The sequence below is a fragment of the Virgibacillus sp. NKC19-16 genome (assembly GCF_021560035.1).
GTDB lineage: Bacteria > Bacillota > Bacilli > Bacillales > Amphibacillaceae > Virgibacillus_L > Virgibacillus_L salidurans.
On sequence record NZ_CP074373.1, the window covers coordinates 2389379 to 2411293 of the forward strand.

Sequence of the window (21915 nt, forward strand, 5' to 3'; positions counted from 1 at the left end):
GAAAAAGAGCCTCTACCCACATGGTAGAAGCTCTTTTGCTTATTTTGACTTTTTCACAGCATAGGTAATACTTGCTGCTAACCCACCCCAAATGATTACCATACCAAGGATCATAACAAAAATTGCTCCACCGGTCATTTTATTTTTTCCTCCCTTGATTCAGATTCTTCATTCGACTGCTTTGTTGACTTCCATTTCGTAAATGACATTGCTATACCTACAATTAGTGCAGCCGCGGCTACAGCCCAACCACTGTACATAATAAAGGCATCAGGATAACCTTCATAGTTTCCGGTTGGTGTATCAAACTGCTGGAATAAATTTCGTGTAAACAATTGATACATCATAAAACCTAAGACAATTGGTGTAATAACGGTTAAGCTGATCGTCCACCAAGAGCCGAGACGAATATCTGAAAATTCATTGGCATGTGATTGAAGTCCCTTCAGTTCACGCAAGAACCATGCAATCATTATCACTTCAACTAATCCGAGTAGTGCCACACCGAATTGGTTAATGAAGTAGTCTACAGCATCCAGGAAGTTTAATCCCCCCTGTGTAGCATACAAAAACGAAATAAGCGCTGCCAATCCACCGCCAAATAATACCGCTTTTCCTCTAGAAATTTTGAATTTGTCAGCTAAGCCTGCAACATATGTCTCTGTAATTGATATTAACGAAGATAATCCCGCCAGGACCAATGAAGCAAAGAACAGAAATCCAAACAACTCATTCATAGCCGGGAACTCATTTATAATCTGCGGGAAGACTACAAACGCTAATCCCACACCACCAGCAACCACTTCATCTACAGGTACATTAGCCTGCATTGCCATAAAACCTAGAACACCGAACACACCAATACCTGCTAGCAACTCAAAGCTCGAGTTTCCAAATCCAACGATAAAAGCGTTATTGGTGATGTCGGATTTTTTCGGCAAATAACTGGAATAGGTGATCATAATGGCAAATGCAATGGATAAACTAAAGAAAATCTGTCCATATGCCGCTACCCAAACGTCTGGTGACAATATACTACTGAAATCAGGTGAAAAGAATGCATTCAACCCTTGCATTGCACCAGGTAATGTTACCGCCCGAATAACGATAATCAAAAAAACAATGACTAATGCAGGAATAAATATTCGATTCGCCATTTCGATCCCTTTTTTAACACCTGCAAACAAAACACCTAATACAACAATCCAAACAATAATTAATGGAATAAGCACACCAGGAACAAAACTTCCTATCTGACCAGCATCAACTAGATTTAAATGTTCATTAAATAAGAATCCTTCTGTATCTGACCCCCAACTTAAATTAAGCGAAAAGATGGAGTACGATATTGCCCAGGCAATAATAACAGAGTAATACGTAGAGATTACGAAAGCTACTGCAACGCCCCACCAGCCAACCCATTCCGTTTTTTTATTCATCCGTTTAAACGTTAATGGAGCTGATCCGCGGTACTTATGACCCAATGTAAATTCCATAATTAATATGGGAATACCTGCAGTTAATAAAGCGAATAAATAAGGAATAAAAAATGCTCCCCCACCATTTGCATAGGCTTCTGCAGGGAATCGCCAAATATTACCAAGACCGACAGCTGACCCGACAGCAGCTAAGATAAAACCAGCTCTTGTCCCCCATTGCGAACGTGTTTCCATGTAAAGACCTCCCTTTTTAAATTTTTCCCTTGTTATAACTTAGTGTATGTACAACTATAACAAGGAATGTTTAAATGTTTACTTTTTTCTGTTATTTATTATATAGGTACTTTATGACTATGTCAAAGCAATTTTAATATTATTCTTATTATTTTTACTTAAAAAGCATTCTTGCATCATGTAGATGCAAGAATGCTTTTTTACGCCTTATTTACTTTTGATTTATTTATAAAACCGATGACTATCCCGACACCAATAATAATTATCAAAGTAACAATTAGGGCCAGTACTACTTGATTTGTTAAACCGATAATCAAGTAACCAATGCTTGCTGCGGCTGCCGCTATAATGGCATATGGCAATTGTGTTACAACATGATCAATATGGTTGGACCCTGCCCCTGTTGACGAGAGGATCGTTGTATCGGAAATAGGTGTGCAGTGATCGCCGAATACTGAACCGGCGAGTACCGCAGCTAATGACGGAAGAAGCATATTAATATCTGTAATCGCCGTTACTTCAGCAGCGATTGGCAACATGATTCCGAATGTTCCCCAAGATGTGCCTGTGGCGACTGCCATGAGTCCCGCAATAATGAAGAATAGGAACGGCAGCATAGATGCACTTATTGAAGCATCGGTAACAACTTGCGCTAAAAACTCCCCTGTCTCCAGCGTACCAATGATAGAACCGATCATCCAGGCCAATACTAATATATAAATAGCTGGTATCATTGTTTTTATACCTTCAATAAATATTTTTAGTGCTTGTGCCCTTGGTTGCTTTTGTTGCAAATGGAATGCGTAAGACGTTAATACTGCTATTAATCCGCCAATGAATAAAGATAAATTAACATTCGTATTAGCAAACATCGTTAGTATCGTAACATCACCTTCGCTCGCATTTGCTCCTGTTATAAGCATGGAAGCGACAGTTGCTACAATAAGAACGCCAATCGGTACTAATAGGTGGTACACTTTTCCATCATTATGCGCATCTAACGCATCCCCTAAATCACCTGGTACACTATCCTGCTCGGGGTTAAGGAGCTCACCTTTTTCAACAGCCCTTTCCTCATGCCTGCGCATTGCGCCGATATCCATTTTATAATAAGCTACTAAAAACACAAGGAGGATGGCAGCTAATGCATACAGATTTAATGGAATCATTTGAATAAATGCTGTTATCGGTTGAATATCTGTAATCCCATTAACGGCAAACAAACCGCCAAGAATACCTATAATATACGCGCCCCAGCTCGAAATTGGTGAAAGTACGGTTACTGGAGCCGACGTTGAATCAATAAAATACGCAAGTTTTGCTCTGGAAATCTTATGACGATCTGTTAATGGACGAGCAATTTGACCAACAGCAAGACTGTTGAAATAATCATCTATAAAAATAATCAGGCCAAGAACAGGGGTTACAATCTGAGCACCGGTCCTTGTCTTCACATGCTTTACCATCCATTCACCAAATGCTCTACTCCCGCCGGATGCTTGCAGGAATGCTGTCATAATACCAAGTAATAACAGGAAACTGATAAGTAGAATATTTCCTGTGTTTAGTGCTCCATCCAAGACAAATATTTCATAAAATACCGTTCCTATTTCTTTTATTGTATCCCAGATCGCAAAATCATGAATAAATAATGCGCCAATCAGAATCCCGGCTCCTAGTGAAATCAACACTTTTCTCGTCAATAAAACAAGAATAAGCATAATGACAGCTGGAATAATTGATAAGATGGTTCCTTCCATTACGGTTACCTCCAATATTTTTTGTATGCATGGAGATAAAGTTAAACGGAGCATAATGCCTTTAAAAAAAGCCACAAAAAAAGACAATGATAGAAAATAACCTACCATTGTCCTGCAATATACGTTATCCTCCATTTCGATCGATAGTTCTCCATGCAAATTAGCTTAAAAGCATGACAGTACATCTCTTATTCAGGAGATATACCAGCAATAATAAGTTTGACACTTATTACACTTCGGCAAACAATCCTTTCATCAACAATCACAGGTGTCATTCTCCTGTTGACTACTCCTATTATTTGCACCTCTACCTCACCGATCTGAGGTTCATTATTAAACTTGTGATATTATTATACTAAACTTTTATTCATCCTGCAAGTCATCTCTTGGTATTGCAATCGATGGGTCATCACCATCTCCCCCATAAAATTCGGGAACATCTCCAAGAATTGTGCCTGAGTCAATATGAATTCTTGTACTCACCTCTGTAACCTCGGTTATAAAAGGGATGACAATCTGCACATCCGCTTCGACCATTAAATAAAGATTGACCAAAGCACCATTTATCCCGAATGGCTCTATTTCATGAATGACATCAGTTCTCACACTTCCTGCAAGTTCAAGATTAACAGGAACAGTCGGACCTAAATTGGCAAGGATTGTATTACCGGTTGCTTGCCCTATTGGAACATCTACTACAGTCGGATCCAGTTCGACATAGGTTGATTCGTCGTCTTCATCAAGTGGTTCCTCAAGGGGATTGTCAAAGGTAAGTGGCTCCCCTCTATTCATCCTGTAAAAAAACTCTTCCACCCGATCTGTCGATACCCGATTTATTTCATTTATAACGTTTGAATTCCAACCATATATCGTTACATTTCCTTCATTATCTGTGTTAATATCTGCAACCTCTTCAAAATCATAGTCCTCTGAAAATCGAACAGCGGAATTGATGGCACGTGTTGCAAATTCTTCTGTTTTTGTTTCTGCTATTTCCATTAACGTTGGTGTGATTCCTCTATTAATAAACCATATACTGAAGGATACAACGACAACAAACATAATCATTGTAATAACAAGTAAATTTTTACCTGGAGGTGGTGTCTTATTTTTAAGAAATCCCATCCGCTGTCTCAACATAAAAACCCCCTTAAAACAAACTTATGCTTGTTTTGAGAGGGTTAGAATTTAAAATTATTTTTAAACAAAAATGCCCCCAACTTGGGAGGCACCTGCAATTTAGGATATTTTAACCAGGGCATCCTTACCGATCATGCCTTCTTCCCAGCCATATGCTTCCTTTGAAGCATCCGTGATTTTTGCCAGTGGAGCGTTTAGTAATTCATCAATGGTACGTACACCTTCAGCTCGACCGGCGATCACCTCACGCTTTCTCAATTTCTCATTCTCGTTAAAGAAGTCCACATCCAAAGCCGCACACATAATGTAACCTACATCATTTGAAATCACTAATAAATTTGTCTTCGGCAATTCTACCTTAACTGCTGTAAAAATAATCCCCTCTACCTCTAACGGATTCACTGTAATCATGAAAATTAAATGCCTCCTTCGTGATGACACTATATGTGTATGCACAGGTGGGGCAAAGTGTCACGATTCATCGCCAAATTTATCCCGCAACGTATCTGCCAGCAAATCCCTCAAAAATTCTGGTAAAAAATAACGCTTCGTTTCCGATTTAGCTATCTCAGGAAGCAGTCGGCCAAATGTGAATGTATCCGCTGTTGCAACAGCATAAATACGATCAGATTCCAATGGATAACCTTGAAACGTAACATCTCGAACATATTCTTCTCCAGTCTCATGCATAGCAGTAACCACGTGTAATCCTGAAAATAACATACGTCCAAGAATCTCTCCACGGAAACCGAAGCCATTTAACTTCAATTCCATAAAATCCTTCGTAAAGCTTGAGCGAATCACCTCGAGTAACTCATCACCCGACAGCTCAACGACAACCGGATTTATTGGATGTGGACAAATACGATGAATGTCCTTATACGTTACATCACCAGCAGGAAGCTGATCTAATAAGAGGCCCGAATTTAACATAGCACAATCCGCCTTCGTCCAATCCTTTAGCGTATTGGTGAGTTCCTGCATAATCTTGGTATCCTTAAACCATCTTATCTCAATTGGAGAGGTAATGTGAACAACCTTTTCCGCTAAAATTTCATCCGCTCGTCCCTCAAGTTCAAATAGCTTTTGTTCTGCCTTCATGTCTTTTGCAAGATGGGTGATATCGGTCGTATATGCTTCCTTTTTAACAAGTTCTTGACGTTCGTGATCCCATGTTAAAATAACCTCACCAGCAAAGGCACAATGTTTCCCAGCAGCTGTAATCACCGTATTGTTGACATATTCTCCCGTACGCAGCAGATGATGGGTATGGCCACCAATGATCACATCAATATCTTCAAACCTGCGAGCAATCTCCTGGTCTTCGTTAAGTCCTAAATGGGACAGCAAAATAATTATATCTGTTGATTTTTTCAGCTGTTCCACATATTTTTCCAGTGTTTTATATGGAGGTTCTACATGCCAGTCAAGCAGTTCATAAAAGGCATTAAACGGAGCCGTTAAACCAATCACGCCTACTTTCACCCCGCCAACGGACTGAATTTTTACAGTTGGCTGAAGCCAGTCAGGTTCATCGTCATCCATACTGTGTAAATTAGCGCAAACGACCTGAAATTCGGCATCATCATATAAATGAAAAAGATCATCATGCGCTAATGTGATCCCTTCATTATTGCCAAGTGTCGCTAAATCATAGCCAACATCATTCATTACCGCAACATTCGCCTTCCCCATAAAGGCTTCCGCTATTGGGTGAACACGATCAACATGATCTCCAATATCGATTAACCAGCAGGATTCATTCGCGGCTTCCCTGCTGGCTTTTGCCTCTTTGAAAAAGCCAGCAACACGCGGCCACTGGTCAAAATTACTATGTAAATCATTTGTATAATAGAAATAAAGTTTCTCCTGCATATGTCATACTCCTTAAGCCAGACCTTGAAAAATCATGCGTAAACCAATAAAAATCAATAAAATACGAAATATCCACACAAGGGCTTGTCCTGTCAGTTTTTGATTTACAATCACACCGAGCTTAGCCCCAAGCCACGCACCAGGAATAAAAAAGAAAACATATTCCCATGCAATGTGCCCAAGCGCAATATGTGTACTCGCGCCTATGATACTTACAAATAGAATCATAAACATAGAAATCCCTGTAGCAATATGTATCGGAATTCCAAATAATAATATCATGGCAGGCACCATAATTGCCCCTCCACCAATACCAAACAATCCTGAAAGTGTACCCACAAATAACGATATGAAGAAAGCCAGCCAGATTGAGACACTGTAGATATGAGTCACGCCATTCACATAAAATTCACGCTTTACTCGTCCCTTACCATCCACAGATTGAGATCCCTTTGGCTTCAGTTTTACAAAAAATAGGAATGACATCACAATCATGACCAAACCGAAATATAATAGAAAGTTATCCGCATTAAAAAATTGATTTAACCAAGATCCCAACACACTACCTGGAATACTTCCTGATAAAAATAACAAACCGGTTTTATAATCCAACCGTCTTATTTTATGATAAGCAATTGTCGATGATAATGCTGTAAAAATCATTGTTACGAGGGAGATGCCTACAATAGTTTGTGGTGTCGCCCACGCAAAGGAATCCATAAAACTACTCAGAAACAACAAGCTGGGTATGAGGATAATCCCTCCACCGAGGCCCATTAAACTACCTAAAAAAGCAGTCATTACTCCGATTAAAACACATATGATAAAAACCAATGGTTAGCCCTTCTATCTTTCATATACTTCTCATCCTATATTAGCATTGATTTACGCTGATTCCCATTCAGAGACATTTTAACTTGTTTTCAAAACAAAAAAGCCCGCAGACCGCGAGCTCAATTTATTTTATGAAACTATCCAATCAAATCTTCTACATTAAGAAAACCACCCAACTCCCCATGACATATATACGAAGCTCTACCTCGCATCCAAACATGCCCATGTTCATCCCATTTTACAGTCAAATTACCGCCTGGAAGATGCACAAGTATGTCTTGATTTTGATCAACCAGATCGTTTAATGTAGCTGCTACGACAGAAGCACAAGCTCCTGTTCCGCAGGCCATTGTAATTCCTGAACCTCTTTCCCATACCCGGTAATCCATTTCTACCTGATTTTTTACATGAACGATCCCTACATTCACACGTTCCGGAAATAATCTGGAATGTTCAAGTCTTGGTCCAACCTCTTCTAGCGGTATTTCTTGGACATCATCAACAAACATAATTGCATGGGGATTTCCCATGGATAAACAGGTTAATTTATATGCTTCTTCGCCAAAGGTATAAGATTCATTAACAGCCGAAGCAAAGGCATCACCTCTCATTGGGATCATGCCTTTTAATAGTTTCGGTGCTCCCATATCCACAGTGATATATTCTACCGTTTTATTTTTACCAACATCCACATGAACACCTACGATTCCACCCAACGTTTCAATCGTAAAATCAGGTGTGGCCGCATACATGTGATCATAGAGAAACTTTGCCACACAGCGTAAGCCATTTCCGCAATTCTTCGCTTCCGAACCGTCTTCATTGAAAATCCGCATTTTAAAATCAGCCTTTTCCGACGTGCAAATAAGGATAATCCCATCAGAGCCAATTCCAAAATTAACATCGGAAATTTTTCTGGAAAGTTCGGGATAGTCCTCTTCTCGCAATGAATTTTCCGAATTATCCAATTGGTCAAATAAGATATAATTATTTCCTAAGCCATGCATTTTCGTAAACATCATATTTAATCCCCCCTTAAAAGATGAAAGTTACCGTGCTTAACCGTGATTTGATTTTATCTAAGATACGTTCTTCTTCCTCTATTCCATTTGCTTGAAAGGTTACCGAAAAGCGAATGAATGATCCTGCATCATCCCATGGGACAGTTGATAATAACAATTCCTTTATTAAGTATTGGCTAAATTCCTCTGCTGAATGGAATTCTGGTCCGCCCGCGACTGCTTTTGGAATCCGTGTATATAAGAAAAAGGATCCTTTTGGCTTTTCAACATGAAACCCTGATTCACGCAATACGTTTACTAAAAATGAATGGCGACGCGAATATTTAGCAGCCGTTTGCTCCGTGATTTCCGGATGTGCTAGAGCATAGGCTGCAGCTTTCTGAATTGGAATAAATTGACCCGAATCATAGTTATCTTTTACCGTACTAAATGCGGAAATAAGCTTAGCATTTCCTGCGACAAAACCAATTCTCCATCCAGTCATATTGAAGGATTTTGATAAGGAATGCAACTCGATTCCTACCTCTTTTGCCCCCGGGATAGATAAGAAACTAAGCGGCTTCTCATCAAACACAAGTGCAGCGTATGCCGCGTCATGGATAACAATCAATTTATGCCTTTTAGCAAATTGGACAACCTCTTCGAAAAATGCCTTTGTTGTCACTGCCCCAGTTGGATTATTAGGATAATTTAAGTAGAGTAATTTTGCCTTTTTCAATGCATCATCTGATAATGAATCTAGCTCTGGAAGAAAGCCGTTTTCCTCTATTAACGGTAAACAGACTACCTCTCCACCTAAATATTCTGTATGCGTACCGATAACCGGATAGTTTGGTGTCGGCATAATCGTAATATCACCAGGATTAATAAATGCTGTCGGAATCATGGACAAAGCTGATTTTAAACCTATCGCATGGTTTATTTCTGTCTCTGGCTGTAGTTCACCTACACCAAACACATCTTTCATATAAGTCACTGCAGCATGCTTAAATTCCTCGGTTCCATTGTCAGAATAAAAACGATTTTCCGGTTTACCTGTTTCCTCAGCCAACTTTCGTACGACCGCTTGGTCAGCCATTGCATCCGGTTCACCAACACCAAGATCAATTAATTCCATTCCCGGGTTTGTTTGTATTGCTTCTTTTTTTGCTCTTTTAATCTTTTCAAATTTATATACTTCCTCTTTTAATCCAAATTCAGCCCCACCTATGCGATCTGCAAAAAGCGCTTGAATATAATCTGTCATCACCATTTTGACGCCTCCAACCGTTTTGATTTCTTAGTTAGTAGCTTATCATTTTAAAATGATAATGAATTTAGATCCTTTAGCTAAATATTTGTACTTTTTGTAGGAAGTTTATAAATAAAAGAGGCTACCAAGAACGTGACTTGATAACCTCTAACGTATTTCAGAAGGATTATGGCCTGTGTATTTTTTAAATTGCCTACTGAAAAAGTGTAAATCATTGTATCCAAGTGCAGACGCAGTTTCTGTTACTGTCATTCCAGAAAAATAAAGTAAATGTTCTGCCCGTTTAATCCGGGAATGAACAATATAGGTCTTCACCGTTTGGCCAATAATTTGTTTGAACTTTTGAGAGAAATACCGTTCTGATAGATTTGCACGTGCTGCTAAACTTTCAATTGTATGTGGCCTCCCAGGATGTAGTTGAACATAATTAGCAACTTCCCTAATCGTTTCAAGCATATGATTTGTACCTTCTAATCGTTCCTTCTTTTCCATCTCTTCTCGAAGAAGCCGAATCAACAGCTGCTTTAAAATTAACTTTGCTTCGATTTCTGTACCATAAGCCTTTACTAAAAACAAACGAACATATTGTGTTAATAATGATTCAAAGCTAATCATGTCTTCGATAATCCTGTGCGAGGAGGGCATCTTCTTCAAACTAGCTGCCTCGTCAACATCAAAATGAATATAAGTTAATACGAGAGGGTTTTGAGGATTATGTGTTGCTGTAGTCTCGTCACCGGGTTTAAATAAAAAACAGTGACCTTTTTCTATTTGATATGTTTTCCCATTTAATACTAATTCACCCTCCCCACTCCACACATAAAATAAGTCAAAGTTTGGCATAGGCCTGTCCCTTTTTCTCCATCTCCAATTGGGTTCGCAATGGATCGTAGCGAATGAAGGCTTTAAAATAAAATTATCCGGATTTAGATAAAGCATTCAGGCCCCCCCTTTATATACTAGGCTGTATTCTAAAAGATTGTGGCTTTTAACACAAAAGATATAAAAGATGACATAAGTGCTTGTTGATTTCCGCTCCGGACAGTCGCTTTCCGCGGGCACGGCTTCAGCCTCCTCGCGGAAGACCGCCGCTGCGGGGTCTTCAGACTCGTGCGGGAGCTAAAGGCTGGTGAGACTCCGCAGTGCGCCAGCTCAAGGAGGCTCATCAGCCGCCCTAATGTGCGCGGAATGTATTTCCATAGCAAATCCCTGCTCTAAACCAACGTTTGCAAAAGAATTGTCACTACGTCGTCGTTCAGCCTGGACTCCCGGAATTTATAACGAGGTAGTTTACAATTGCCGATACAATAACTTCCTTGCCTCGTTATACAAGAATATGTGTAACGAGGATTTATATGTCTAAATCCCTTTATAATCACATCTCTTGTTATAAAACAGTGTTTTTTCGGAAATCCAGGTTTCACATCAAATGCGAACTTTTAAAATCAGCAATATAAAACCCCGTCACAAACATTGATGTGACGGGGATTATTATCTTCTTATCCAATAGAACCTTCCATCTCATGTTTAATCAGACGGTTCATTTCTACTGCATATTCCATTGGAAGCTCTTTTGTAAATGGCTCAATAAAGCCCATTACAATCATGTCAGTTGCTTCTTGTTCACTCAGTCCTCTACTCATCAGGTAGAATAACTGTTCTTCAGAGACTTTAGACACTTTTGCTTCGTGCTCCAATGAAATATTGTCATTATATATTTCATTATATGGAATCGTATCAGATGTTGATGAATTATCCATAATTAACGTGTCACACTCAATATTCGAGCGGGCGCCATCCGCTTTACGTCCGAAATGAACAATTCCACGATAGGATACTTTACCACCTTTTTTCGAGATGGACTTCGAAACAATGGAAGATGACGTATTTGGTGCCAAGTGATGCATTTTAGCTCCAGCATCCTGGTGCTGACCTTTACCAGCCAGTGCGATGGAAAGTGTCATACCGCGTGCGCCTTCTCCTCTTAGGAGAACAGATGGATATTTCATGGTAAGCTTGGATCCCATATTTCCATCGATCCATTCCATGGTGCCATTCGCATCAACTGTTGCGCGTTTAGTAACCAGGTTATACACGTTGTTAGCCCAGTTTTGGATTGTTGTATAACGGCAATAGGCATCTTTCTTAACGAAAATTTCAACAACGGCACTATGCAGGGAATTTGTTGTAAATACCGGTGCTGTACAGCCTTCCACATAATGTACAGATGCACCTTCATCTACAATGATTAATGTTCTTTCAAATTGGCCCATATTTTCCGAGTTAATCCGGAAATAAGCTTGCAGTGGTGAAGATGTGTGAACCCCTTTTGGTACATAGATGAAAGATCCACCAGACCACACTGCCGTGTTTAATGCAGAGAACTTGTTATCTGCTGCAGGGATTACTTTACCAAAATATTCTTTGACTAAATCTTCATTTTCTTTCAAAGCTGTGTCTGTATCTTTAAAAATAATTCCTTGTTCTTCTAAGTCTTTTTCCAAGCTGTGATATACAACCTCTGATTCATATTGTGCAGAAACACCAGCTAAATATTTCTGTTCCGCTTCCGGAATACCTAGTTTATCAAATGTTTCTTTAATTTCTGCAGGAACTTCATCCCATGTTCTTCCTTGTGATTCAGAAGGTTTCACGTAATAAACAATCTCATCGAAATCAAGTTCAGATAGATCGCCGCCCCATTGAGGCATTGGTTTACTATAGAAAACTTCCAGTGCTTTTAACCGTTTATCGAGCATCCACTCCGGCTCTTCTTTACGCTTTGAAATCTCCTCAACGACTGCTTTCGTTAAGCCTCTTTCTGTGCGGAAAACCGAAACGTCCTTGTCATGGAACCCATATTCATACCCTTCCATTTCCGGTATTTCTTTAGCCATAATTAAAAACCTCCTATTAGATATTCGTACTCATTATGCTTTCGTACGTTAATCCATTGGCTTTCTACTCTTCTTTAACGGCTTTTTCCATTGCCTTCCATGCAAGTGTAGCACATTTAATCCGTGCTGGAAATTTAGACACTCCCTGCAGTGCAGCAATATCTTCCAAGCTTTCCGTGTCGACATCTTTTCCAATCATCATTTCGGAAAATGTCTGTGACATTTCCAAAGCATCATCAAGTTTCATGCCCTTAATTGCAGAAGTCATCATGGATGCAGAAGACATGCTGATGGAGCAGCCTTCTCCTTCAAATTTTACTTCTTTAACAATATTATCTTCTATTTGTAAATGCAGCTGTATTCGATCCCCGCATGTCGGATTGTTCATATCAACCGTCAATGTGTCACCATCGATAACCCCTTTATTGCGAGGATTTTTATAATGATCCATAATCACTTGCCGGTAAAGTGTATCTAAGTTATTCATAGGACATCACCGAAATACTCCTTCGTTTTTAAAAGTCCTTCAACCAAACGATCGACATCTTCTTTTGTATTATACAAATAAAAACTGGCTCGTGCTGTTGCTGTTACATCCAACCAGCGCATCAACGGCTGTGCACAATGATGGCCTGCACGAACAGCTATACCCTCTGCATCGAGTACCGTTGCAGTGTCATGTGGGTGAACGTCACCTAAATTAAAGGTAACCAAAGCTGCTCGGTTCTCTGGACCATATATCGTTAAACCGTCAATTGTCCGCATTTGTTCCATTGCATATGCTGCTAATTCTTTCTCATGATTAGTAATGGCGTCCATGCCGACCCCATCTAAAAAGTCTATCGCCGCGCCAAGGCCGATAGCCCCAGCGATAACTGGTGTTCCACCTTCAAATTTCCAAGGGAGCTCTTTCCATGTTGAATCGTATAGGTTAACAAAATCAATCATTTCACCACCGAATTCAACTGGCTCCATCGCATCCAAATGCTTTTTCTTCCCATATAATACGCCAATCCCTGTAGGTCCACACATTTTATGGCCAGAAAATGCATAGAAGTCACAATCTAGGGTCTGAACATCCACCTTCATATGTGGTGCCCCTTGTGCCCCGTCAACTAGAATAACTGCATCATTTTCATGAGCAATTTTAGCAACTTCCTTTACAGGGTTAACAGTACCAAGCACATTGGACACATGACTGATGGCCACGATTTTAGTGTTGGACGTAACCGTTTCACGTACATCTTCTAGCGAAACAGTACCATCCGGCTGCAATGGGATATATTTCAATGTTGCACCAGTAGCTTTTACTGCCTGTTGCCATGGGATGATATTGCTGTGATGTTCCATTGGTGTGATCACAATTTCATCCCCGGCTCCTACATTTTGGCGGGCGTAGCTATAGGCAACGGTATTAATTCCTGTTGTCGTACCACGATTGAAAATAACTTCAGCGGTACTCTCTGCGTTAATAAAGCGACGAACTTTCTCGCGGGCGCCTTCATATTTATCCGTTGCCCGTGATCCCAGTGTGTGAACGCCCCTATGCACATTCGAATTGTCCTCACGATAATACGCATCAACTGCATTAATAACTGACTGAGGCTTCTGAGAAGTCGCGGATGAATCTAAATATACTAGCGGATGTCCATTAACTTCCTGATCTAATATCGGAAATTGCTGCCTGATGGCCTCTACATCCATTAGTATACCTTCCTCTCAATTAACTGGGTTAATTGCTCTCTTACCGATTCAATCGGTAATTGATTAACAACCGGTGCAAGGAACCCAAAGATGACTAACCGCTCAGCTTCGGTTCTCGTAATTCCGCGGCTCATTAAATAATATAGCTGAACTGGATCTACACGGCCGACAGATGCTGCGTGACCAGCTTCAACATCATCTTCATCAATTAGCAAAATCGGATTTGCGTCACCGCGTGCTTTTTCACTTAACATTAACACCCGTGATTCTTGCTCCGCATTGGACCTTGATGCACCATGCTCAATTTTCCCGATTCCATTAAAGATAGATGAGGCTTTATCTTTCATTACACCGTGTTGAAGTATATGAGCCTCTGTATCTTTTCCAAAATGAACACTTTTCGTTGTAATATTTTGGATTAAATTACCACGGCCAACAGTAACAGTTTTCGTATGGCCTGTTGAATTATCACCGATTAAATGTGTAATGTTTTCAAAAACAGTATTTCCATCGTTCATTTCACCAATTGCCCAATCAATAGATGCATCGCGGTATGCTGCTCCGCGGCGGTTGGTATAAGTAGTTGTTCCCGCTGCGAAATTATCAACACCACCGAATGAGATTTTTGCATTATCAAGGGCAATAACTTCTGTAACCACATTAGCTACAGTTTCCTGTTCATGATTATGGGAAATATAATTCTCCACATAGGTTAATGAACTGCTCTGATCTGCTACAACGAGCACATGGTTAAACAGCGCCACCTCTGGATCTTCCTGCCAAAAGATAGTCTGGATTGGGCTTTCTATTTCCACGTTTTTTGGAACGTAAACAAAAATCCCACCATTCATCAGTGCAGCGTGCAATGCAGTTAAACGATGCTCATCAACGGAAACAGCGTCTTTCATATAATATTTTTGCACTAAATCTCCATGTTCTTGAAGTGCTGTGAAAATATCTGTAAAAATAACACCTTTATCTTTTAATTCCTGATTCAGGGATGCATATGCAACAGAGTTATTACGCTGAATGAATAAATTTTCCGGTGCATTATCCTGATCAAGAAAGTCCTGTATTTCCGGTGGTAAATCATTGATTGATGAAATAGCTTCGCCTTCTGCGGTATGTTTAAAGCGACTGAAATTCCATTTTCCTATCTTCGTTTTATCAGGTTTAGGCATTTCAAGCGTATCAGCCTGTTCTAGAGCTTGAAGGCGTAAGGAACGCATCCATTCCGGTTCATTTCTAGATTGTGAGAACTGATCGATATAGTCTTTGTCATATGGTAGTTTTGTTTCTACAGTCATCTTACCCCTCCTAACGTTTAAGCTTCTTGGCCTTCGCCAACTGTTTCATCTTTAATACCTAAATCTTCTTTAATCCATTCATAACCTTCAGCTTCCAAGCGTTTTGCAAGTTCAGGTCCACCTGATTTAACAACACGACCTTGCATCATAACGTGTACATAATCTGGTGTGATATAGTTCAACAAACGTTGATAGTGTGTAATGATCAAGCAACCGAAATTATCGTCACGCAGTTTGTTAATCCCTTTGGAAACTACTTTTAATGCGTCGATATCCAATCCTGAGTCAATTTCATCCAAGATGGCGATTTCCGGTTTTAGTAGCATTAATTGAAGAATTTCATTACGTTTTTTCTCCCCGCCTGAGAATCCTTCATTTAAATAACGTTGTGCCATATTTTTGTCGATATCTAAATAATCCAATACACTATCCATCTCTTTAATAAATTTCATTAAAGGAATTTCGTCACCCTCTTCACGACGTGCGTTAATGGAAGAGCGTAAGAAATCAGATGTTGTTACACCGCTAATCTCACTTGGGTACTGCATACCTAAGAACAGACCTGCACGCGCACGCTCATCTACTTCCATTGCCAGTACGTCTTCCCCGTCAAGGTGTACGCTTCCTTCTGTGATTTCAAATTTCGGGTGCCCCATAATTGCAGATGCAAGGGTTGATTTTCCGGTACCATTCGGTCCCATTACTGCGTGAAATTCTCCACCATTTATCGTAAGGTTTACACCTTTTAATATCTCATTACCTTCAATGGTTACATGAAGATTCTTGATTTCTAGCGTTGATCCTGCCATTGTGATACCTCCAACTACTATTATTATTTTATATTACGAATGGGTATGTATTCCATTCTCAATCTATTCTCATTACAATCTTATATCATTTCGAATTTAATATCAACTCTTTTAGGTTTAAAAAAAGCTTGTTTCCTCTATATTATATCGTTTTTATTTTGGGAGTACAAAAAATAAAAATACTGATGCTCTTATCATAAGAGCATCAGTATCAGTTGTACAATTATAAGTTACTTTTTATAGTTGATGTTCTAATTCAGCGGACAGATGTTTACATTGAGCATATTCTTGTTCTCTTCGTTTCTCAACTGCAATGCGTTTATCTAACCTTCTTTCGTACTCGGCATAACCAACCTTATTCGATTGCTGCATTGCTTTCTCCATTTCTGGAGTGTAATTCATCTTTATACCACTATTGATAGTGAACCATCCTTTCGCTTAATTACAATAACTAGCTTAACACAAGGATAATTCCCAAAACAAAGTGGGTATAAACGCATCAGAACGAATTATTTTGTATATAAAAGGCTGAAATATACCACTCGCATTTCTGCATTAACATCTTTCTTATTGCTGGCATATACTATAAAATGCTCCACATTTGCTTGAAATGTGTTTTAATTAGTCATTTCCTCCAACAGGAACAACGGCTCCATCATATGTTTCTAAAATAAAATCCTGAATTTCTTCCGATTGCAGAACATCCACTAATGTATTCAACGCTTCATTTTCTGTATCTTCCGACTGGACTGCAACTACATTCACATATGGAGATTCGTCACCTTCTATAAAAAGTGCATCCTCTAATGGATTTAAATCGGCATCGATAGCATAGTTTGTATTGATCGCGACCAGTGCATCCTCTTCAGCAAAGTATTGTTCTGGTAAAAGAGCTGCATCAACGTCTGCTGAAAAAGTCAGGTTAAGCGGGTTTTCTACAATATCACTTACTTCTGCTTCCACTTTATCCACATTTTTATCTAATGTAATTAAACCTTGTTCTTCAAATAGTGCTAGAACACGACCATGGTCAGCGACAGAACGACTCAAAATTACCTCTGTTCCATCTTCAATGTCATCAATACTGGAAATATTTTGTGAATAAACGCCCATCGGTTCAATATGAATCCCATCAATGTAGTCAAAGTCATAGCCAATCTCTTCTATTTGATTCTCTAAATAAGGAATATGCTGGAAGTAATTTGCATCCAGATTGCCGCTCTCTAAGTCATCATTAGGTAATACATAATCCTGATACTGTTCAACGGTAAGAGATATTCCTTCTTCTTCAAGCAGTGGTTTTGCTTCTTCTAAAATTTCCGCATGTGGTGTACTGGACGCTCCAACAGTGATTTCTGTCGTTTCAGAATCACCTGACGTATCTCCACCTCCACAAGCTGCCAATACTAAAATTACAAATACAGATAAAAACGTTAGCGCCTTCTTCATAATAAAAATCTCTCCTTTTATTTTGGCTCTTTTCGTAAGTATTATTGCTTTTAACTCTTCGTAGATGATATAAAAGACGACGTAGTGAAAATTCTTTTGCAAATGCTGATTGAGAGCAGGGATTCGCTACGGAAATACATTCCGCTTTCCGCGGGCGGCTGGTGAGCCTCCTTGTGCTAACGCACTGCGGAGTCTCACCGAGGTCTCTGCTCCCGCAGGAGTCTCCATGTATTTCCTCCGCTGTAATCAGATTACTGCCGATCTACCGTATTATTCAAACCACTTCACCAGTCCGGGTGAGCGAAGGGCGGCGACTCCTGCGGGAATAGCACGTGTCCGAAGACCCCGCAGCGGTGGTTTCCCGCGAGGAGGCTGAGGCCGTGCCCTAAGGATGCGCATCCGCCCTGAGCGATCCCGGACGGCGGCGAGTATAACACATAATGTCGAATTCTATATCTTTTGTCTCAAAAACAAACAATCTTTTAGAAAACAGCCTTTATCTTTTATCTAATTTATTGGAAATAAAGTCTCCAATGAATTGAAAAATGAATACAATGATGACGATTAAAACAGTACAAACTAACACAACATCAAAGTCGCGTCGCTGAAAACCAAAGAAGTATGCATAGTCACCTAAACCTCCGGCACCAATAACGCCGGCCATCGCTGTATAGCCAATTAAAGCAATTCCTGTAACGGTAATTCCTGACACCAATGCCGGCATCGATTCCGGCAAGAGCACACGAAAAATAATGGTCCGTGTTTTTGCTCCCATGGATTTTGCCGCTTCAATCACACCTTTATCTACCTCTTTAAGCGCGATTTCCACGAGCCTGCCATAAAATGGCGCGGAACCGATAATCAATGCAGGCAATGCAGCGGACGGCCCACGGATGGTTCCAATTAAAAAGTCAGTGAACGGGAATAACAATAAAATTAAGATGATAAATGGAATAGCCCGAAACACATTTACAATTGTAGCTACGATAAAATTAAGAACCTTATTTTGCCACATTCCACCTTGTGCTGTCAGATACAGGAGCAATCCTAAAATGATTCCTAAAATAACCGTTCCTAACAGTGCTAACAATGTCATATAAAATGTTTCATATGTTGCAACAACCAAGTCTTGTACATCCAGATTCGGAAATAAATCAGTCAGCATCACGAACAACCTCCAGTTCTACCGAGGTATCATCACGGATATAACTAATAGCCTGATCCGTTTCCGCTGTTTCTCCCACAACCTGCACAAACAATGTCCCATAAGCACCAGCTTGCGTCTGTGTTATTTTACCTTGAAGTATGTTTATATCAAGATCGAATTTCTTAGCGAGCTGACTTATCAAAGCCTGATTTGTCGTTTCACCAATAAAATGAAGTCGAATGATCTTACCTTTCTCATACGTATTAATCAAATGAGTTACACTATCATCCTCATTTGCACCCATGACCTGCTCCACAAATTTTTTTGTCACGTTTTGTTTCGGGTGCAAAAATACGTCCAAAACATCCCCCTGTTCCACAATTCGCCCTTCGTCCATTACCGCAACTTGCTTGCAAATTTTACGTATAACATGCATTTCATGGGTAATCAGGATAATAGTTAAGCCAAGCCGCTGATTAATATCAACCAATAAGTCGAGGATGGAATTGGTCGTTTCCGGATCCAACGCGGAAGTGGCTTCATCACAAAGCAATACTTTCGGGTTATTTGCTAAAGCACGAGCAATACCCACGCGCTGTTTCTGTCCCCCGCTTAACTGGGATGGATATGCATCTTCCCGTCCGGATAGACCCACCAAATTAATTAGCTCCCGTACACGTTCCTGACGTTCCGCTTTTGTAACCCCGGCTATTTCTAGTGGAAATGCAATATTATCTTTTACCGTACGTGACCAAAGCAAATTGAAATGCTGAAAAATCATCCCAATTTCCTGCCGCGCCAGACGAAGCTGCTTTGTATTTAATTCCGTCATTTCCTGATTGTCAATCTCTACACTACCAAAGGACGGATCTTCCAAGCGATTAAGCAGACGGACAAACGTACTTTTTCCGGCACCACTATAGCCGATCACGCCGAATATCTCACCTTCTTTAATCGAAAGGGTCAGATCATCTACAGCTGTTATTCTTTGGTTATTCGTAGTAAAATATTTACTCAAACCCTTAATCGAAATCACGTCTAATCCTCCTTTAAAAACGGATCCACTGTTTATTATGTCCCGTCAAAAATAAATAACGCCCTTCTGTAAGAGAACAGAAGGACGTAAATAGTTATACCCTCGTTCCCTCATCTACCAAAGCATACACTTTGCAGGAATTGGCACCTTTCAGACATCGAAATATCGCAGGTTGCCGCGGGTTCACAGGGCCAGTCCCTCCACCGCTCAAGATAAGAGATAATTTTTTTATAAATTGATAATCTAAATATTAGCATGCTGTTTATACTGTGTCAATCCTATTTTTCATGCTGTTAACTTTTCACAAATAGCTCAGGCTTGTAATCCGTCAAATATGTGTAGATATTTGCGATCGAATAAAAAACATAGATTTTTTCTTTAACCTCATTGCCTTCCTTAATCAATAGACAAGGAACGCTCTCAATTTGCTGTTCTTGCATAAATGAAGCATGTAGTGAGGCGTTCATCTCATAAAAAATGGTTTCTTTATGCACAGATTCTATCTTCTCTAACATCGCTCGCGCAAGGTGACATGTGCCACAAAAAGGCGTATAAATAAATAATAGATAACGATCTTGCTGAAGCAGTTCGTTTGTAATTTCTTGCAAAACTACCACCCTATACTAAAAAAATTGGATTCACCGCAAATCCTTTACTCACCAAAGCAGTAGCAAGTATATGCCCAGGAGTAGTTGCTACTTCACGGTATTCACTGCTAACATAAATATGTTCTGCATGTGGAAGTTCCCGCCGAAGTTGCCTGCGTAACTTTATACCTGGAGGATCTTCATCAACCAAAATAAAGACATCTTTATTATCCAGATCATAGGTTTCCAGAAGATCATCAAAGCGCTCTACACCAAGCGTACCATTTGTACAGACAATAGTGGCATCTTCAGTAAGCACCTTTTTGATTTCCCTTTTATCGGTCAACCCTTCAACAATAATAACTTTATTTGTTTCATGTTCCATGATCCCACAACACTCCCGATGAAATCAACCAAAAAAGCTTCTATGATTGGTAGTATATGACAAAGATAAGGCTGACTATGCAATTACATTGTTGCAAATCAGCCTGTATTAACTAACCACTAATTAATCTTCGTCTGTAACTGCATTGTACTGTTCAGCAGTTAATAGGCGATCAAGCTCTGATTCATCAGATGGTTCAACGACGACCATCCACGCTTTGTCATAAGGAGAATCGTTCACAAATTCAGGGCTATCCTCTAAATCTTCGTTCACTTCAACAATTTTCCCGCTTAGCGGTGCATATAATTCAGAAACCGTTTTAACCGACTCTACACTTCCGAAGGGCTCATCTAATTCAAGTTCATCCCCCACTTCCGGAAGTTCAACAAATACAATATCTCCTAATTCGTCCTGGGCAAAATCTGTAATTCCAATACGCACTTTACCATCTTCTTGTTTTACCCACTCATGTTCTTCTGAATATAATAAATCGCTTGGTACACTCATTTGAATCCCTCCATTATAGAATTGCACCATAACTATACAAGTTACGTGCATATTTTTCTAGTATCCCGCTTTTTACAACCAATTTTCACGAAAAGCTTCTTCAGAGAATCCAAGCGTGACTTTTTCGCCATCCGTTACGATTGGTCTTTTAATCAGCATTCCGTCAGAGGCTAGAATTTCTGCCATTTCCTCTGTGCTTGCATTTTTAATTTTCTCCTTCATATTTAACTCACGGTACTTTTTCCCACTCGAATTGAAGAACTTCTTGGCTGGCAAATCGCTTTTTGCAATCAGATCAAGCAATGTTTCTTTTTTCGGTGGTGTGTTTACGATATGTATGGTTCTATAGTTGACTTTATTTTCATCCAACCACTTCTTCGCTTTTTTACATGTGCCACAATTCGGATACCAATAAAATGTTACCGCCATCTACAACCCTCCCATTCCATTCCATTCTATTTATATTACATTCTACCATGACTGGGGGGAATTATTCATTGTTTTTGAAGTGGAGTATTATAACATATGATG

23 protein-coding genes and 2 riboswitches are annotated in these 21915 nt (G+C 39.7%); all 23 genes read right to left on the minus strand.

Going from position 1 to position 21915, the window contains the following annotated elements:
* Positions 1-39: 39 nt before the first annotated feature.
* Positions 40-138: a methionine/alanine import family NSS transporter small subunit gene (locus KFZ58_RS12320; protein ID WP_235791597.1), complete on the minus strand. Its 99-nt coding sequence runs from the start codon at positions 136-138 to the stop codon at positions 40-42.
* Positions 135-1673, minus strand: a complete 1539-nt coding sequence (locus tag KFZ58_RS12325; RefSeq protein WP_235791598.1) for a sodium-dependent transporter — start codon at positions 1671-1673, stop codon at positions 135-137. The genes KFZ58_RS12320 and KFZ58_RS12325 overlap by 4 nt, the downstream gene beginning before the upstream one ends.
* A gap of 200 nt (positions 1674-1873) precedes the next feature.
* Complete coding sequence (locus KFZ58_RS12330; protein ID WP_235791599.1) at positions 1874-3433, minus strand: Na+/H+ antiporter NhaC family protein; 1560 nt, start codon at positions 3431-3433, stop codon at positions 1874-1876.
* 136 nt (positions 3434-3569) lie between these two features.
* Positions 3570-3751, minus strand: a riboswitch (Lysine riboswitch).
* A 45-nt stretch (positions 3752-3796) separates the two neighbouring features.
* On the minus strand, positions 3797-4558 hold the full coding sequence (yunB, locus tag KFZ58_RS12335) for a sporulation protein YunB (RefSeq protein ID WP_235791600.1): 762 nt from the start codon (positions 4556-4558) through the stop codon (positions 3797-3799).
* A gap of 114 nt (positions 4559-4672) precedes the next feature.
* Positions 4673-4984, minus strand: coding sequence for a YunC family protein (locus KFZ58_RS12340; protein ID WP_235791601.1), 312 nt, complete (start codon positions 4982-4984; stop codon positions 4673-4675).
* 60 nt (positions 4985-5044) lie between these two features.
* Positions 5045-6448, minus strand: coding sequence for a bifunctional metallophosphatase/5'-nucleotidase (locus KFZ58_RS12345; RefSeq protein WP_235791602.1), 1404 nt, complete (start codon positions 6446-6448; stop codon positions 5045-5047).
* Between the two features lie 12 nt (positions 6449-6460).
* Positions 6461-7282, minus strand: a complete 822-nt coding sequence (locus KFZ58_RS12350; RefSeq protein ID WP_235791603.1) for a sulfite exporter TauE/SafE family protein — start codon at positions 7280-7282, stop codon at positions 6461-6463.
* Positions 7283-7419: 137 nt separating this feature from the next.
* Positions 7420-8304: a diaminopimelate epimerase gene (gene dapF / locus KFZ58_RS12355; RefSeq protein ID WP_235791604.1), complete on the minus strand. Its 885-nt coding sequence runs from the start codon at positions 8302-8304 to the stop codon at positions 7420-7422.
* Between the two features lie 13 nt (positions 8305-8317).
* Positions 8318-9556 (minus strand): LL-diaminopimelate aminotransferase, encoded by a 1239-nt coding sequence (locus KFZ58_RS12360; protein ID WP_235791605.1) that lies wholly within the window; start codon positions 9554-9556, stop codon positions 8318-8320.
* A gap of 147 nt (positions 9557-9703) precedes the next feature.
* Entirely contained in the window at positions 9704-10495 is a 792-nt protein-coding gene (locus KFZ58_RS12365; protein ID WP_235791606.1) for a helix-turn-helix domain-containing protein, read from the minus strand.
* A gap of 560 nt (positions 10496-11055) precedes the next feature.
* Positions 11056-12453 carry a Fe-S cluster assembly protein SufB gene (gene sufB / locus KFZ58_RS12370; RefSeq protein WP_235791607.1) on the minus strand — a complete coding sequence of 466 codons (1398 nt, stop codon included), beginning with the start codon at positions 12451-12453 and terminating at the stop codon, positions 11056-11058.
* 64 nt (positions 12454-12517) lie between these two features.
* The gene (gene sufU, locus KFZ58_RS12375) at positions 12518-12940 is read right to left on the minus strand and encodes a Fe-S cluster assembly sulfur transfer protein SufU (protein WP_235791608.1); all 423 of its coding nucleotides are present in this window, start codon (positions 12938-12940) and stop codon (positions 12518-12520) included.
* Complete coding sequence (locus KFZ58_RS12380) at positions 12937-14157, minus strand: cysteine desulfurase (protein ID WP_235791609.1); 1221 nt, start codon at positions 14155-14157, stop codon at positions 12937-12939. The genes sufU and KFZ58_RS12380 overlap by 4 nt, the downstream gene beginning before the upstream one ends.
* The gene (gene sufD / locus KFZ58_RS12385) at positions 14157-15464 is read right to left on the minus strand and encodes a Fe-S cluster assembly protein SufD (RefSeq protein WP_235791610.1); all 1308 of its coding nucleotides are present in this window, start codon (positions 15462-15464) and stop codon (positions 14157-14159) included. The genes KFZ58_RS12380 and sufD overlap by 1 nt, the downstream gene beginning before the upstream one ends.
* 17 nt (positions 15465-15481) lie before the next feature.
* Complete coding sequence (gene sufC / locus KFZ58_RS12390; protein ID WP_235791611.1) at positions 15482-16273, minus strand: Fe-S cluster assembly ATPase SufC; 792 nt, start codon at positions 16271-16273, stop codon at positions 15482-15484.
* Between the two features lie 237 nt (positions 16274-16510).
* Entirely contained in the window at positions 16511-16675 is a 165-nt protein-coding gene (locus KFZ58_RS12395; protein WP_235791612.1) for a YuzK family famiily protein, read from the minus strand.
* A gap of 219 nt (positions 16676-16894) precedes the next feature.
* Positions 16895-17722: a MetQ/NlpA family ABC transporter substrate-binding protein gene (locus KFZ58_RS12400; RefSeq protein ID WP_235791613.1), complete on the minus strand. Its 828-nt coding sequence runs from the start codon at positions 17720-17722 to the stop codon at positions 16895-16897.
* Between the two features lie 496 nt (positions 17723-18218).
* The gene (locus KFZ58_RS12405; protein ID WP_235791614.1) at positions 18219-18887 is read right to left on the minus strand and encodes a methionine ABC transporter permease; all 669 of its coding nucleotides are present in this window, start codon (positions 18885-18887) and stop codon (positions 18219-18221) included.
* Positions 18877-19905, minus strand: coding sequence for a methionine ABC transporter ATP-binding protein (locus tag KFZ58_RS12410; RefSeq protein ID WP_235791615.1), 1029 nt, complete (start codon positions 19903-19905; stop codon positions 18877-18879). The genes KFZ58_RS12405 and KFZ58_RS12410 overlap by 11 nt, the downstream gene beginning before the upstream one ends.
* Before the next feature lie 107 nt (positions 19906-20012).
* A riboswitch (SAM riboswitch) is annotated at positions 20013-20124 on the minus strand.
* Positions 20125-20198: 74 nt separating this feature from the next.
* Entirely contained in the window at positions 20199-20513 is a 315-nt protein-coding gene (locus KFZ58_RS12415) for a thioredoxin family protein (protein ID WP_235791616.1), read from the minus strand.
* Positions 20514-20523: 10 nt separating this feature from the next.
* Positions 20524-20877 carry a toprim domain-containing protein gene (locus KFZ58_RS12420; protein WP_235791617.1) on the minus strand — a complete coding sequence of 118 codons (354 nt, stop codon included), beginning with the start codon at positions 20875-20877 and terminating at the stop codon, positions 20524-20526.
* A 123-nt stretch (positions 20878-21000) separates the two neighbouring features.
* Positions 21001-21384, minus strand: coding sequence for a glycine cleavage system protein GcvH (gene gcvH, locus KFZ58_RS12425; RefSeq protein ID WP_235791618.1), 384 nt, complete (start codon positions 21382-21384; stop codon positions 21001-21003).
* Positions 21385-21456: 72 nt separating this feature from the next.
* The gene (locus KFZ58_RS12430) at positions 21457-21813 is read right to left on the minus strand and encodes an arsenate reductase family protein (RefSeq protein WP_235791619.1); all 357 of its coding nucleotides are present in this window, start codon (positions 21811-21813) and stop codon (positions 21457-21459) included.
* Positions 21814-21915 lie beyond the last annotated feature (102 nt).